The following is a 14,313-nucleotide window of genomic DNA, read 5'->3' on the forward strand; positions in this document are numbered from 1 at the left end:
TCCAACTCCTGGGGACTAGCGCATGACCCCGATTTTCGCTGGGGATCATGCGCCAAATTTAAAGTGCTACAGCGTCCTTTGCGCGTCTGAGAAGACGCGCGGCGCTGTAGGTGTTTTGTCGTGCGCGCCTTCTAGCCGAAAGCGAAGCGGCGCACCATAGTCTCGACACCGTTGCGCGGCAAGCATGGCGGTAGTGCCAGCAAGCGCAATTTGAAAGACCTCGACAGCCCTTTGTTTACGGGCTCTTCATCACAGCCAACTAGGCTTCAGTTGATCTGTGCCTGTTGGTAATGTGCAAGGCAGGAATTGACGAAGACCATGCCGACCAGGCAGCCTCATTTTTTCGCGCTGCTTGGCGCAATCCTCCTGCTGACGCCGAGCCTTGTGGCCGCAGGCAAGATCGATGTGCAGGTCACGTCGGCCATTCCGATGCCAATCCTGCAGGATACGGGCCTGCACGATACGGAATCTCCGCCCGCCAGTGTCGCCAGGCTGAAAAGCGGCCTTGATGCGCTGGCGGCAAACGACATTGCCGGTGCGCGTCGAGTGCGCGATGCCCTGCCGGTCAACTCGCTCGACCAGCATATCCTTGCCTGGTCGATCTCGCTCTATGGCGGCGACAGGGTGCCAAGCGGCGACATCGCCGATGCTGCGAAAATGCTGCCGAACTGGCCGGGCATGATCGCCTTGCGCAAGAACAGCGAGCGCGCCCTCTACCGCGAGAACCCCTCGCCTGAGATCGTGGTGCAGGCTTTTGGCGGCAGCCAGCCTCTCACAGTCGAGGGCGTGGTGATCCTCGCCCGCTCCTATGGGTCGCAGGGCAACGTCGAGGCGGCGCGCTCGGTGCTGTCGCCTTTCTGGCGCACCGAAAAACTGGAAGCCAGGGACGAGGCGGCGATCATCCAGGAATTCGGTGAGCTGATCCCCGTCGCCGACCACCGCTTTCGCATGGAACGCATGTTCTATGCCGACCGGGTCAATTCCGCGCTGCGCGTCGCCGGTCTTGCCGGCGCCCAGCAGCTGGCCGACGCCTGGGCGGCGGCGGACAGGGGCGACAAGAATGCGGCCAAACTGCTGAAGACGGTGCCCGCCGCGCAGCGTTCGGCCGGCTATCTCTTCGCGCAAGCCCAATATCTGCGCAAACAGCAGAAGTTTTCCGACGCCGCCGCTATGGTGATGAAGGCGCCGAGCGATCGCATCGCGCTTGTCGACCCGGATGCCTGGTGGGCCGAGCGCCGGGTGCTGTCGCGCGAACTGGTCGACCAGGGCGACATGAAGACCGCCTACAGAATAGTCGCAGCACACGCCGCCGAAAATGCTGCCAACGCGGCCGATGCGGAGTTCCATGCCGGCTGGTACGCGTTGCGCGGTCTCAACGATCCCAACACCGCTGCCAGGCATTTTGCGCGGATCGCCGATCTCACCCAGGGGCCGATATCGCTGTCGCGCGCCTATTACTGGCTCGGCCGTGCGGCCGAAGCCGGCGGCCCCGGCAGTGCGAGAGATCATTTCACCCGTGCCGCCGCCTATGGTACGACGTTCTACGGCCAGCTCGCCGGTGAGCGCGTCGGTCGGCAGGTCCTCAACATCGCCCATCCGCAGCCGAGTGCCGCCGATCAGCGGAATTTTGCCGATCGCGAATCGGTCAGCGCCATCAGGCGGCTGCAGGAGGCGGGCTATGAGCGCTACGCCGACACGCTTTATCGCGACCTCGCCGGACAGTTGACCAGCCCCGGAGAGCTGGCGCTGCTGGCCGCGATGGCGGAAAAGCACGGCAATCACTTCCTGGCGCTGAAAGTCGGCAAGATCGCCGGCGCGCGCGGCGTCGATGTCGGGGCGCTGTCGCATCCGCTCGGCGTCATTCCCGAGACCGCCAACATTTCCGGCTCGGGCAAGGCGCTGGCCTATGCGATCGCCCGCCAGGAAAGCGAGTTCAACATCGGCGCCGTCTCCAGCGCCGGCGCGCGCGGACTGCTGCAGCTGATGCCGGGGACCGCCAGGCAATTGGCGAAGAAGGCCGGAATGACCTTCTCGCAGGTGCGGCTGACCACCGACGCCGGCTACAATGCGACCTTGGGCGCCGCCTTCCTCGGCGAGCAGCTCGGCCGCTTCGACGGCTCCTATGTGCTGACCTTCGCCGGCTACAATGCCGGCCCTAGACGCGCCGCCCAATGGGTGGCTAGATATGGCGACCCGCGCGGCAAGGACATCGATGCCGTCGTCGACTGGATCGAACGGATTCCATACACGGAAACAAGAAGTTACGTCCAGCGAGTGATGGAGAATTACGAAGTCTACAAGATGCGTATTTCCGGCAAGTACGACATCGTGGGGGATTTGGTGAATGGGCGGAGTTGAAGGACGGGCGATCGGTTAAGCTAAGGCGGTGATCCTTCGCACCCCCCTCTGTCCTGCCGGCCATCCCCCCCACTTGGGGGGAGATTGGATGTCACCTTGGCCTTCGCCAATCTCCAACGTCGCAGAAGTGAGCGGGTCGCCCGAACTGCCAATCTCTCCCCAAGTGGGGGAGATGTCCGGCAGGACAGAGGGGGCGCTATCCCGCCGACGACTAAGCCGATTTGACCACCCTCGCCCTCGCCTGTAGCAGTCTCGACGATCCGGCAACGGCGAGGAATCGAGTCCAAAATGTCGAGCAGTTTTTCCGACTTCTTCTACGCCTCGCCGGACGGGCTGCAACTCCACGCCCGCATCTACGGCGAAGCGAATTCCGAACACTGGCCGGTCGTCTGCCTGCCTGGCCTGACACGGAACTGCCGCGATTTTCATGAGCTGGCGCTGCACCTGTCGCGACGGGCCGAAAGTCCGCGAAAAATCATCGCCTTCGACTATCGCGGGCGCGGGCAATCCGCCTATGACCCCGATGTCGGCCACTACAATGTCGGCGTCGAAGCCGGTGATATCCTCGCCGGGCTGGCAGCGCTGGGCATCGAGGAGGCAGGTTTCATCGGCACGTCACGCGGCGGGCTGATCATCCATGTGCTCGGCGCGATGCGCCCGGCCGTCCTGAGGGCTGTCGTACTCAACGATATCGGCCCGGTGGTCGAGGCCGGCGGCCTCGACCATATCCGCTCCTATCTCGAGAGCGTGCCGAAGCCGAAAACCCATGCCGAGGCGGTCGGCGCCCAGCGCGGCGCGCATGGCAGCGACTTTCCAGCTCTGACCGAGGCGGATTGGGAGCGGATGGTATCGGCCCTCTACCGAGAGACGGATGAGGGGCTGGTGCCGGATTTCGACCCGAAGCTGGTCGACACGCTGGCGGGACTCGACCTGACCCAGAAGCTGCCTGATCTGTGGCAGCAGTTCGAGGCGCTGGCGGCGATACCGTTGCTCGCCATACGCGGCGCCAATTCGAAGCTGCTGTCCACTGAGACGCTCGAACAGATGCGAACGCGTCACCCTTGTGTCGAGACGATCACGGCCGAGGGCCAGGGTCATGCGCCTTTCCTCGAGACCGGCGGCCTGCCCGGCGCCATCGCCGCTTTTCTGGACGGGGCCGAGCAATGCTTCGTCGCAAAGTGACTTTTTGCGAGGGATGCGGACATTCACCACAGACGTTTGTTGGCGAAAGCGTGCCCGGAACCGGATTTAAGATAACGCTCGAATGAAGTCGCGTTAGCCAGGTTCGAGAAGGCGACATAGGTCACGATCCGCCATGGCATGAATTTGGAAGTATGGCTGGATTTTCCGGCGTTGTGCTCGACAATCCGTCGTTTCAGGTCGGAAGTTACGCCGATATAGCGCTCACCTTCGGCAGCCTTGCTTTCCAGCAGATACACATACCACACGAATCGGCCCTCCTTCCCTGCTTCGCGCTTCGCAGGACTACGCGGAGGGTATCCTGCTTCGCGAGAGGAAGACTGCCAACCCTGTTTTGCAGCCCTCCTTCGCCAAGGCTTCGGAGGGCATCCTGCTTCGCGCAGAAAGGGATTTGCCGGACTTGTCTTGCGAAGCGCGAGGCAGGATGGATTCGCTGGCTTGTCCTGCGAAGCGCGCAGCGCGAAGCAGGATGGCGGAGAGGATGGGATTCGAACCCACGAGAAGCTTTTGACCTCTACTCCCTTAGCAGGGGAGCGCCTTCGACCACTCGGCCACCTCTCCGTTGCGCCGGTGGATAAAGAAAAGCGCCGGCACAATCAACAAGCCTGACCCATTATCGTTGAAAAAACCGGCTTCTGCCGAAACCGCGCTTTTGCCATGCGGCGATTCTGCGGCAATCCCTTGGCTGACGACTCACGACATCGTCGCAATTCAGGGAGGGGGCAATTGCCGGAATCGGCCGGATTGCAAGGGCTCGCCCAAGAGTTTCCGACAGCTCAATGGTTAATGGGAGCTTTCCGAGTGAGGCCAAATCGTGTCATTTGTGCAACAACGCAGGGGGATAGCACCCGCGCAGACCTTTCGCCGATGCGATGGTGGTTGAACGCCGCCGCCTCATGGGTAATGTCGAATTTGAAGGAGCGGCGCGGTGCGCATCTTTTTCGGTAGTGGGGATGGGGCAGGGAACGCTGTCCTTCAGCAAAGAATACCCAGACCCGTTTTTTAACTTTTGACTGGAGGTCAGAAAATGAACATCAAGAGCCTTCTTCTTGGCTCCGCTGCGGCACTGGTCGCAGTTTCCGGTGCGCGCGCCGCCGACGCCGTCGTCGTTGCCGAGCCGGAACCCGCTGAATACGTCCGCATCTGCGACGTCTACGGCGCTGGCTACTTCTACATCCCCGGCACCGAGACCTGCCTGCGCATCGGCGGCTACGTCCGCTACGACATCGGCGTCGGCGACGTCGGCTCGTTCGATGGTGCTGAGAACTTCGACGCCGAAGACGGCGACATTCAGGACACGTACTACAAGCAGGCCCGCTTTAACTTTAAGACCTGGACCGGCCAGGAAACCGAGCTCGGCACCTTGAAGACCTACACCGAGACCCGTTTCAACTTCGGCAACCGGAACCGACACGTCAGCAGAACAGTCATCCCCGGTGTCGATCCGGACGGCCCCGGTCCGCTGCCCGTGGCGCCAGATACCATAGAATATGTCTTTAACCCTGCCGAAAACAAAGGCATTTCGCTGAACTTCGCCTGGATCCAGCTCGGTGGGCTGCGCGTCGGTAAAGACGAATCGGCCTTCGATACGTTCATCGGTTATGCCGGCAACGTCATCCAGGATACGCTGGTTCCCTACGGTGGTTTCGACACCAACGTCGTTCAGTACTATTTCGACGCCGGCAACGGCTTCTCGGCCGTGGTCTCGCTCGAACAAGGTTATGGCGACTTCACGATCGACAGCTATGTTCCGCATGTCGTCGGCGGCCTGAAGTGGACACAGGGCTGGGGCGCCATCACCGGCGTCATTGCTTACGACGCCAACTACGAAGAAGTGGCCGGCAAGGTTCGCCTCGACGTCACCCCGATGGAGAACCTGTCGCTGTTCATCATGGCCGGCTACGGCACGGACGACAACTACACGGACGACGGCTTTGCATTCCCCGCCGCAGGCGGCCGCGGCTTCTACAAGCTGTGGTCCGGCAACTGGGCGGTCTGGGGCGGTGGCACCTACACCATCAACGAGAAGACCTCGTTCAACACCCAGATCTCGTATGACGAAGGCGAAAACCTCGGCATCGCCGCCAACATTGCCTATGACATCGTTCCGGGCCTGACGATCACGGCCGAAGTCGACTACCTGCACGCCGGCGAGTTCGGCGAGGACGACTTCTCCAACTGGACCAATGCGGACGACGAAGACAGCCTCGGCGGCATGCTCCGCTTCCAGCGCTCGTTCTAACAGACTTTGTCTGACTGAACTCCAACCCGGCGGGCAACCGCCGGGTTTTTTCGTATCGGCGTGGCTGTCGCGTTGCGTGATGCATGACGCCGCCAATGCCGGCCATGGTCGTTCTGTGCTGGATCTCGGTCTGTGATTTCTGACAGGTTGGAAGCCGATCGGCTGCGCAGAATGAAAGCAGCAGCGATCCTTCGCGCCCCCTTCTGTCCTGCCCCTCTTTGCCAAAATGGTGGCATCTCCCCCACAAGGAGGGAGATCGGCAGCTTCGCTGACAGCGCCTGTTCATCAACGTTGGAGATTAGCGAAAGCCGCAATGACGGCCAATCTCCCCCCTCGTGGGGGAGATGCCAAGTTTTGGCAAAGAGGGCAGGACAGAGGGGGGCGCTGTTCCTCCAGCGTCTTGAAAGATTCTGCACCGCAGCAGCGCTTGGAAGGAACAGGATAGGGCGTTCGCTCCTGCCCTGCCAAGGCATGGTGGCCTGATCGCAGAAGATCGGCTAAGCCTATGCGCTTGCGACCCTCGCGGTCCACGCAATGCGGATCGCCATCCTCAAGTCAAATCTCTGCAAGATCGCCCAGCGACTGTATCAGCGGCTGAATTTCATTTTCATAATTCTTCCAGCGCTTGACCGACGATTTGTAAATCGGTTGACGAACCTGCCAGCGACTGGGCGTGTTGACCGAACCATCCCTGTCGAAAAAGCGCAGGCAGGCGTCATCCCAAGGCAGCCCAAGATAATCTATGAGGCGGCGTGACTGCGCTTCCTGGTCCTCAACCAGCGTTTCGTAGCGATTTTCGAAGATAAGGCCCGGAAAAACCTTGTTCCAATGCTGCATCAGGCGATCATACTCGCGATAGTACAGGCCTAGTGTTTTCAGGTCGGTGTTATAGCTGTGTGCCTCGCTAAAGTTGAGGACAAAGCAGGAGACGCAATTGTCGATGGCGTCACGACGGCAATGAATGATGCGTGCGTTGGGGAAGAGAAGCCCGATAAGGCCGATCAGTTCGAAATTGTGCGGCGTCTTGTCCACGACGCGAAGTGCGGCAGGCGCCCGCTCCCGCAAGTAGGACAGATGCTCTTCGGCCAAGGTTCTGGACAGGTCTTCCGTGATCGACGTGATTGGCTGGTGCAAATCTCCAGCCGATGATGTCTTGAGACCGATCGCATTCGCGACCCGCCTTAGTTTGCTAAGCTCCCCTGCACCATGAACATCGGGATGGCTGGCGCAGATCTGCTCCGTGAGCGTCGTTCCCGAGCGGGGCATGCCAACCACGAACACAGGCATTTCGGAAGGATTTCCATAGCCGGCCCGGGCAGCCAAAAAGTCCGGCGTGAAGGTTTCAATCATCGAATCGATCCACCGACGATACAAGTAGATGTCGAACTTGTAGCCGGAGGCCTGTTTCGCCCTGTTGAAATGGTCGAATGCCTCATCGTAGCGCTTGAGGTCGTTCAGGACCTTGCCGGCGGCGTGATGGAGCTGCTGCGCGGCTTCCGAACCAAGCTTCGGATTACCGAGTTCACGAAGGATGGATTGGAGTTCCTCGGGCTCCTCGGTGAACTTTTGCGTCTGTACAAGATCGTTGTAGGCAGCCGGCACCCCAATACGACGTTCGATTGCTTCTTTCAGATAGACGGCGGCTTCATCCATACGCCCTAGGCCGCTGAGCGCGCCGGCCAGCCCGGCTCGCACCTTGGGATGATCGCGGTTGATTTTCAGCGCCTTCTCGTAAAGCGGCAAAGCCATGTCAGGCTTGTCAAACGCCGTGTAAGTGCGCCCCAATGCACAAAGTGCTTCGATTAGGCCGGGCTGCAGTTCCAAGGCGTACTGCATATGCCTGATTGCGGGCGAATACTCGCTGACCTTCACATAGGCCTCGCCCAGGCTGAGGTGGTAGTAGGGGTTTTTAGGTTCCTCGCCGACCGCCCGTGCGAAATATCGCAAGGCCCTCTCGTCATCGTAACCCAGGTATACGGTCCCCAGGATGTACAAGGCGAGCGGATGGTTCGGCGTGCGCGCCAGAACCCGAAGGCATAGGTCCTGAGCCTCGTCGAGCCGCTTGGCCTGGTGAAAGGCATATGCCTGTTTGAGCAGCGCGTCGTCGGCCTGCGCACGCGAGGGCGAATTCGGCAGCTTCGCTTGCGGCACATTCGGTTGCGGCGATTTGGGTTTCGGCGCGGGGCCGGGCTTGAGGTGCTTGGACCAGGCAGGTGGGAGTCGATTGTTCATGATATCTCGCTAGCAAAAAGAGCGGGGAGAATCCAGCATGCTGGTTGCAGCCAAGGCGGGAGCTTGCGCGGCCAACTGTGCCGCGCTAGCAAGAAGGCCCTTTTCGAACGAGCCTTTGCCATGCGCCAGCGCCCTTCCCTCACGCCAATCGTCAGTGCGCTTCCCTCGACGGTGCCGTTTGTCGGCCCGGAGGCGCAGGAACGTGACCGGGGCCGCGCGTTTCGCGCCCGCATCGGCGCCAATGAGAGCAGCTTTGGTCCCTCGCCGCGCGTCGTCGCCCGTATGGCCAAGATTGCCAGCGATATGTGGATGTATTGCGACCCAGACAATCACGATTTGAAGGTGGCAGTCGCCGCGCATCTTGGCGTCGGCGCCGAAAACGTGGTGGTCGGCGAAGGCATAGACGGATTGCTCAGCCTGGTGGCGCGCATGTATGTGGCGCCGGGCGACGCGGTTGTCACCTCGCTCGGCGCCTATCCGACTTTCAATTTCCATATTGCCGGCGTCGGCGGCCGGCTGGTCGCGGTTCCCTACGAGAACGACCGGGAAAGCCTGGACGGCCTGCTGGCTGCGGTCGCCACGGAGACGGCGCCGCTGGTCTATCTGTCCAACCCGGACAATCCAATGGGCAGCTGGTGGGAAGCGGCCGAGCTCATCCGCTTCATCGAAGCCCTGCCGGAAACCACCATGCTGGTGCTCGACGAGGCCTATGGCGAGCTAGGCCCGGCCTCGGCGCTGCCGCCGATCGATGTCGCGCGGCCGAACGTCATCCGCATGCGCACCTTCTCGAAGGCCTACGGGCTGGCCGGCATCCGCTGCGGCTATGCGGTGGCCGACGCCCAGGTGATCCGCGATTTCGAGAAGATCCGCAACCATTACGGCGTCAGCCGCATGGCGCAGATCGCCGGTGTCGAGGCGCTGGCCGATCAGGACTATCTGCAAAGCGTGGTGGCGCGGGTCGCTGCCGGCCGCCGCCGCATCGCTGAAATAGCCGAGGCGAACGGGCTGAAGCCGCTGCCCTCGGCGACCAATTTCGTCACCATAGACTGCGGCGGCGACGGCGCCTTCGCGCTGAAGGTGCTGCAGGCGCTGCTGTCGCGCGATGTGTTCATCCGCAAGCCGATGGTGCCGGTGCTCGACCGCTGCATCCGGGTCAGCGTCGGCCTCGACCACGAGCTCGACATCCTTGCTAAGGAGCTACCCGGCGCGCTAGCGGCGGCACGGAGGAACTGAGGATCGCAAAACATCGTTTCGGCCTGCCGCTATTTCCCCCCGTCGCCGAGCAGGCACATGACCCGCTTCAAGGCGTCCGCAAGCTCGGCGGCTTCGTTGTCGGCCAGGCCGGCCGTCAGCCGGGTAAGATCGCGGTCCGCCGCCGCCTGCAGCGTGGCCAGTTCCGAGTTCCCCCGCGCGGTCAGCGACAGGATGCGCCGACGCCGGTCGTCCGGGTCGGCACGCAGTTCGATCAGGCCCATGGCGGCGAATTTTCTGAGGATCCGCGCGACATAGGCAGGGTCCAGCCGGAGTTCGCCGGCAATCCAGGACGCCGCCGGCCCGAGATCGAGATGGAACGCTCGCGCGAGAAACCCTGCCTCGCCGCTCGGGTTGCTAGCGACGGCGCCCGCCCGGTGACCCAGCTCGAACAGCACCCGCGCCTCGGTCAGCGTGTAGGTGCTCTGCATCAAGGTCTCGTCGAGCAGCCCGATCAAGCTGGTGTAGAACCTGTTGAAATGGCGGATTTGGGTGACCATGGCATTCCGCTCATCCGGCATGGCAGGCTCCTTCTCAGGAGATTTCTACGCTGCAGGATCATCGCCAAATCGATTGACTAAGTCAACTATTTAAAAGACGCGGTCATTTATCTTGGAATCGAATCCACGCTTGAATTAATTGAACGTTCGTTTTATTATTGCGCCACTCGAGAGGCGATCATGGCGCGCACGACCGGTTCTGACGGGGAAAAGACCGAGGCAGCGGTCCGCGAGGCGGCGGTCAGCCTGATCGCGCGTCTTGGCTACGAGGCAATGTCGATGCGCCAGCTGGCCGCCGAGGTCGGCGTGCAGGCCGCGGCGCTCTATCGCTATTTTCCGACCAAAGAAGACCTCTTGTTCACGCTGATGCGCGAGCATATGGAAGGGCTGATTGAGGCATGGAATGCGGCGCGCCCCGTCGTGGCCGATCCGGCGACGCGGCTCGCCGCCTATGTCGAAAACCACATCGCCTTCCACATCGAACGCCGCCACTCCACCCATGTCTCGAACATGGAATTGCGCAGCCTGTCGCATGATCGCCTGACGCAGATCCTGCGAATGCGCACGACTTATGAAAAGGAGCTGCGCGCCATTCTGCGCGACGGCGCAGAAGCCGGTGTCTTCGACGTCGAAGACACCGGGCTGACTGCCATGGCGCTGATCCAGATGATGACCGGCGTCATCGTCTGGTTCCGGCCGGGCGAGCGGCTATCGATCTCGGAGGTAACCGCCACATATCTTTCAATGACGATGCGCCTGGTTGGAGCAAAGGCCCGCAGCGCGACAACGACCTACAGCGCCGGGCGAGCAAACGACGCTGTAGCACTTTGATTTTGCGCATGATCCACCGCGAAAATCGAATTCGATTTCGGGGTCGTGCGCCGGGAGGAACGGCATGTACACGCACACACTTAACTTCGGGCTTGACGAAGACATCGAGGCACTGCGCGACCTGGTGCGGCGCTTCGCCCAGGACAAGATCGCGCCGATCGCCGCCGAGATCGACCGCTCGAACGAATTTCCGGCGCATCTGTGGGCCGAGCTCGGTGGGCTCGGCCTGCTCGGCATCACCGCCGATCCGGATTTCGGCGGCACCGGCATGGGCTATCTCGCTCATGTTGTCGCTATGGAGGAGATTTCCCGCGCCTCGGCATCGGTCGGCCTCTCCTACGGCGCTCATTCCAACCTCTGTGTCAACCAGATCAATCGCTGGGCAACGCCGGCGCAGAAGCAGAAATATCTGCCTGCGCTGTGCATCGGCGAAAAGGTCGGCGCGCTGGCAATGTCGGAATCCGGCGCCGGCTCCGACATCGTGTCGCTCAAACTGCGTGCCGAAAAGCGCAACGACCACTACGTGCTCAACGGCACCAAGATGTGGATCACCAACGGCCCGGACGCCGAGACGCTGGTCGTCTATGCCAAGACCGATCCGGAGCTCCATTCGCGCGGCATCACCGCCTTCATCGTCGAAAAGAATTTTGCCGGATTTTCCGTCGCGCAAAAGCTCGACAAGCTCGGCATGCGCGGCTCCAACACCGGCGAACTGGTTTTTTCAGACGTCGAGGTGCCGTTCGACAATGTGCTGCATGAGGAAGGGCGCGGCGTCGAAGTGCTGATGTCGGGCCTCGACTACGAGCGCACCGTGCTCGCCGGCGGCCCGATCGGGCTGATGGCGGCGTGCCTCGATGTGGCAATACCTTATGTGCACGAACGCAAGCAGTTCGGCCAGCCGATCGGCGAGTTCCAGCTGGTGCAGGGCAAGCTCGCCGACATGTATACGACGATGAATGCCGCGCGCGCCTATGTCTATGCCGTGGCCGCCGCCTGCGACCGCGGCCAGACGAGCCGCAAGGACGCCGCCGCTTGCGTGCTGTTCGCTGCCGAGAAGGCGACGCAGATGGCGCTCGACGCCATCCAGCTGCTGGGCGGCAACGGCTACATCAACGACTATCCGACCGGGCGGCTTTTGCGCGACGCCAAGCTCTATGAGATCGGCGCCGGCACCAGCGAAATTCGCCGCTGGCTGATCGGCCGGGAAATCATGGCGGAGGCGATCTAGTGGTCCCTTTTTTGAATCTTTGCCATGAATAGCCAATTGTGCCATATTAACTAATATGTGCCACATTTCGGGAACGAGGCAGACTATGGCGAACGGAACCGAAAAGGCTGGATTTGACGAAAATCCGCAAACACAATTCGAGGCCGGAGCTCGGAAAACTCCGCTCCGGGTTCCAGCGAAACGCGAGCGCGTTAGACTTGGCGAGGGCGGACGCTTTGTTATCCCGGCTGCGATGCGCGAGGAAATGGGCGTGAAGCCTGGCGAAGACTTGATCCTTCATGTCGAGAACGGCGAGTTGCGGGTAAGGTCGTGGCTTCGGAATCTCAGGCGCGTCCAGGCGGAATTGTCGGCGTTGAAAAAGCCGGGCGAGAGTGTCGTCGACGAATTTCTGAAGGAGCGGCGAGAAGAACAGCACCGAAGCGACAAGCGTTTGGACCGGCTTCACGCCGAAGGAACGGCGAGGAAAGGAGCGAAGTGAAACCCTACGTTATGGACAGCTCGGCGGCGCTCGCGATCCTGCTCAACGAGACAGGCACCGATATCGCCTTGGGATTCGCGCCGGACGCGCAATGCAGTTCCGTCAATACGGCTGAAGTCATCGCCAAGCTGATCGACAGGGGACGCAGCATGGAAGAGGCCGCAGACGACCTCGCCAGCCTCGGCATGCCGGTCGCTGTTTTCGACGAAATGATGGGCATCGCCGCCGGTCAGCTTCGCGAGCTGACGCGGCATCGCGGCTTGTCGCTGGGCGACCGGGCCTGCCTCGCCCTGGCAATTCGCGAGAACGCGATTGCCGTCACCGCTGACCGTGACTGGGGCGACCTGGATATCGGCTGCAAGATCGAACTGATCCGGTAACACCATGCCCACCCTCACCTCGCAGATCTCGCCCGCCTCCGACAGCTTCCGCGCCAATGCCGAGCGCATGCGGGCGCTGGTCGCCGACATTGCGGAAAAGGCGGCAACCGTCGAGCGTGGCGGCTCGGAGGAAGCGCGTGAGCGGCACCAGAGCCGCGGCAAGCTTTTGCCGCGCGAGCGCCTTGCCCAATTGCTCGACATCGGCTCACCGTTCCTCGAAATCGGCCAGTTCGCGGCGTGGTCGATGTATGGCGAAGACATCTCATCAGCCGGCATCATTACCGGCATCGGCCGCGTCGAAGGCACCGAAGTCATGGTCGTCGTCAACGACGCCACGGTGAAGGGCGGCACCTATTATCCGCTGACCGTAAAGAAGCATCTGCGCGCCCAGGAGATCGCGCTGCAGAACAAACTGCCTTGCGTCTATCTGGTCGACAGCGGCGGCGCCAATCTGCCCAACCAGGACGAGGTGTTTCCTGACCGCGATCATTTCGGCCGCATCTTCTACAACCAGGCCAATATGTCGGCTTCGGGCATTCCGCAGATCGCCTGCGTCATGGGTTCGTGCACGGCGGGCGGCGCCTATGTGCCGGCGATGTCGGACGAGACGATCATGGTGCGCAACCAGGCGACTATCTTCCTTGGCGGCCCGCCGCTGGTGAAGGCCGCCACCGGCGAGGATGTCAGCGCGGAGGAGTTGGGCGGCGCCGACGTCCACACGCGGCTTTCCGGCGTTGCCGACCATTTTGCGCTGGACGACGAGCATGCGCTGGCGATCGCGCGCCGCATCGTCAAGAACCTGAATCGAAAGAAGGAGATCGGGCTGGCACTTCGCGATCCGAGTCCGCCGCTTCATGCAGCCGATGAGCTCTACGGTATCGTGCCGACCGATCTGCGCCAGCCCTATGACGTACGTGAAGTGATCGCCCGCATCGTCGACGGCTCCGACTTCGATGAGTTCAAGCAGAATTACGGCACCACGCTGGTCACCGGCTTTGCCCATCTCAACGGCATGCCGGTCGGCATCATCGCCAACAACGGCGTGCTGTTCTCCGAAAGCGCGCTGAAAGGCGCGCATTTCATCGAGCTGTGTTGCCAGCGCAAGATCCCGCTGATCTTTCTGCAAAACATCACCGGCTTCATGGTGGGGCGAAAATACGAGGCCGGCGGCATCGCCAAGGACGGCGCCAAGCTGGTGATGGCCGTCGCCACGGCCCGGGTGCCGAAGGTAACCATGATCATCGGCGGCTCGTTCGGCGCCGGCAATTACGGCATGTGCGGACGCGCCTATTCGCCACGGTTCTTATGGATGTGGCCGAATGCCCGCATTTCGGTGATGGGCGGCGAGCAGGCGGCCACAGTGCTGGCCGTCGTCAAGCGCGAGGGAATCGAGCGCAAGGGCGGGGAATGGAGTGCGGAGGAGGAGGCGAAATTCAAGAAGCCGATCCTGATGAAATACGAGCATGAGGGCCACCCGCTCTATTCCTCCGCCCGGCTCTGGGATGACGGCATCATCGACCCGGCCAAGACGCGCGAGGTGCTGGCGCTTAGCCTTTCAGCCGCGCTGAACGCCGAGATCGAGGAGACACGGTTCGGCGTGTTCAGGATGTGAG

At 61.8% G+C, this 14,313-nt stretch carries 12 protein-coding genes and 1 tRNA gene; 9 read left to right on the plus strand and 4 right to left on the minus strand.

What is annotated here, in order from left to right; all coding sequences use genetic code 11:
• The first annotated feature begins 318 nt into the window (after nt 1-318).
• The gene (locus tag AC0L3N_RS04870) at nt 319-2,358 is read left to right on the plus strand and encodes a lytic transglycosylase domain-containing protein (protein ID WP_473546032.1); all 2,040 of its coding nucleotides are present in this window, start codon (nt 319-321) and stop codon (nt 2,356-2,358) included.
• A 288-nt stretch (nt 2,359-2,646) separates the two neighbouring features.
• Nucleotides 2,647-3,540 carry an alpha/beta fold hydrolase gene (locus AC0L3N_RS04875; RefSeq protein ID WP_473546034.1) on the plus strand — a complete coding sequence of 298 codons (894 nt, stop codon included), beginning with the start codon at nt 2,647-2,649 and terminating at the stop codon, nt 3,538-3,540.
• A gap of 23 nt (nt 3,541-3,563) precedes the next feature.
• Here AC0L3N_RS04875 and AC0L3N_RS04880 read toward each other — a convergent pair whose 3' ends face one another.
• Together AC0L3N_RS04880 and AC0L3N_RS04885 are read right to left on the minus strand one after the other, a co-directional pair.
• Nucleotides 3,564-3,806 (minus strand): GIY-YIG nuclease family protein, encoded by a 243-nt coding sequence (locus AC0L3N_RS04880; RefSeq protein WP_095496697.1) that lies wholly within the window; start codon nt 3,804-3,806, stop codon nt 3,564-3,566.
• A 222-nt stretch (nt 3,807-4,028) separates the two neighbouring features.
• Nucleotides 4,029-4,119: transfer RNA gene (locus AC0L3N_RS04885), tRNA-Ser, on the minus strand.
• 466 nt (nt 4,120-4,585) lie between these two features.
• Here AC0L3N_RS04885 and AC0L3N_RS04890 point away from each other — a divergent pair.
• Nucleotides 4,586-5,800 (plus strand): porin, encoded by a 1,215-nt coding sequence (locus AC0L3N_RS04890; RefSeq protein ID WP_473546036.1) that lies wholly within the window; start codon nt 4,586-4,588, stop codon nt 5,798-5,800.
• Between the two features lie 555 nt (nt 5,801-6,355).
• Here AC0L3N_RS04890 and AC0L3N_RS04895 read toward each other — a convergent pair.
• The gene (locus AC0L3N_RS04895) at nt 6,356-8,032 is read right to left on the minus strand and encodes a tetratricopeptide repeat-containing sulfotransferase family protein (protein ID WP_473546038.1); all 1,677 of its coding nucleotides are present in this window, start codon (nt 8,030-8,032) and stop codon (nt 6,356-6,358) included.
• Nucleotides 8,033-8,152: 120 nt separating this feature from the next.
• Between AC0L3N_RS04895 and AC0L3N_RS04900 the strand changes: the two genes are divergently transcribed.
• Entirely contained in the window at nt 8,153-9,265 is a 1,113-nt protein-coding gene (locus AC0L3N_RS04900) for a pyridoxal phosphate-dependent aminotransferase (protein ID WP_473546040.1), read from the plus strand.
• A gap of 29 nt (nt 9,266-9,294) precedes the next feature.
• On the opposite strand, the gene AC0L3N_RS04905 is transcribed toward AC0L3N_RS04900, so the two are convergent.
• A complete protein-coding gene (locus AC0L3N_RS04905) occupies nt 9,295-9,804 on the minus strand; it encodes a MarR family transcriptional regulator (protein WP_473546042.1) in 510 nt (169 codons plus the stop codon).
• Nucleotides 9,805-9,963: 159 nt separating this feature from the next.
• Here AC0L3N_RS04905 and AC0L3N_RS04910 point away from each other — a divergent pair, with 159 nt between their 5' ends.
• The 5 genes from AC0L3N_RS04910 (at nt 9,964) to AC0L3N_RS04930 (ending at nt 14,312) form a co-directional block, all read left to right on the plus strand.
• Entirely contained in the window at nt 9,964-10,614 is a 651-nt protein-coding gene (locus AC0L3N_RS04910) for a TetR/AcrR family transcriptional regulator (RefSeq protein ID WP_123149907.1), read from the plus strand.
• 64 nt (nt 10,615-10,678) lie between these two features.
• The gene (locus tag AC0L3N_RS04915) at nt 10,679-11,842 is read left to right on the plus strand and encodes an isovaleryl-CoA dehydrogenase (protein ID WP_473546044.1); all 1,164 of its coding nucleotides are present in this window, start codon (nt 10,679-10,681) and stop codon (nt 11,840-11,842) included.
• An 85-nt stretch (nt 11,843-11,927) separates the two neighbouring features.
• On the plus strand, nt 11,928-12,320 hold the full coding sequence (locus AC0L3N_RS04920; RefSeq protein ID WP_473546046.1) for an AbrB/MazE/SpoVT family DNA-binding domain-containing protein: 393 nt from the start codon (nt 11,928-11,930) through the stop codon (nt 12,318-12,320).
• Entirely contained in the window at nt 12,317-12,700 is a 384-nt protein-coding gene (locus AC0L3N_RS04925; RefSeq protein WP_473546048.1) for a type II toxin-antitoxin system VapC family toxin, read from the plus strand. The genes AC0L3N_RS04920 and AC0L3N_RS04925 overlap by 4 nt, the downstream gene beginning before the upstream one ends.
• A 4-nt stretch (nt 12,701-12,704) precedes the next feature.
• A complete protein-coding gene (locus tag AC0L3N_RS04930; RefSeq protein ID WP_473546050.1) occupies nt 12,705-14,312 on the plus strand; it encodes a carboxyl transferase domain-containing protein in 1,608 nt (535 codons plus the stop codon).
• The last annotated feature ends 1 nt before the right edge of the window (nt 14,313 follow it).

This window comes from Mesorhizobium sp. WSM4807 (genome assembly GCF_055811615.1).

What these genes read in the sequence shown, in the direction of transcription:
- AC0L3N_RS04870 (WP_473546032.1), top strand. Translation starts at nt 319, where the DNA reads ATGCCGACCAGGCAGCCTCATTTTTTCGCGCTGCTTGGCGCAATCCTC.
- AC0L3N_RS04875 (WP_473546034.1), top strand. Translation starts at nt 2,647, where the DNA reads ATGTCGAGCAGTTTTTCCGACTTCTTCTACGCCTCGCCGGACGGGCTG.
- AC0L3N_RS04890 (WP_473546036.1), top strand. Translation starts at nt 4,586, where the DNA reads ATGAACATCAAGAGCCTTCTTCTTGGCTCCGCTGCGGCACTGGTCGCA.
- AC0L3N_RS04895 (WP_473546038.1), bottom strand. Translation starts at nt 8,032, where the DNA reads ATGAACAATCGACTCCCACCTGCCTGGTCCAAGCACCTCAAGCCCGGC.
- AC0L3N_RS04900 (WP_473546040.1), top strand. Translation starts at nt 8,153, where the DNA reads ATGCGCCAGCGCCCTTCCCTCACGCCAATCGTCAGTGCGCTTCCCTCG.
- AC0L3N_RS04905 (WP_473546042.1), bottom strand. Translation starts at nt 9,804, where the DNA reads ATGCCGGATGAGCGGAATGCCATGGTCACCCAAATCCGCCATTTCAAC.
- AC0L3N_RS04910 (WP_123149907.1), top strand. Translation starts at nt 9,964, where the DNA reads ATGGCGCGCACGACCGGTTCTGACGGGGAAAAGACCGAGGCAGCGGTC.
- AC0L3N_RS04915 (WP_473546044.1), top strand. Translation starts at nt 10,679, where the DNA reads ATGTACACGCACACACTTAACTTCGGGCTTGACGAAGACATCGAGGCA.
- AC0L3N_RS04920 (WP_473546046.1), top strand. Translation starts at nt 11,928, where the DNA reads ATGGCGAACGGAACCGAAAAGGCTGGATTTGACGAAAATCCGCAAACA.
- AC0L3N_RS04930 (WP_473546050.1), top strand. Translation starts at nt 12,705, where the DNA reads ATGCCCACCCTCACCTCGCAGATCTCGCCCGCCTCCGACAGCTTCCGC.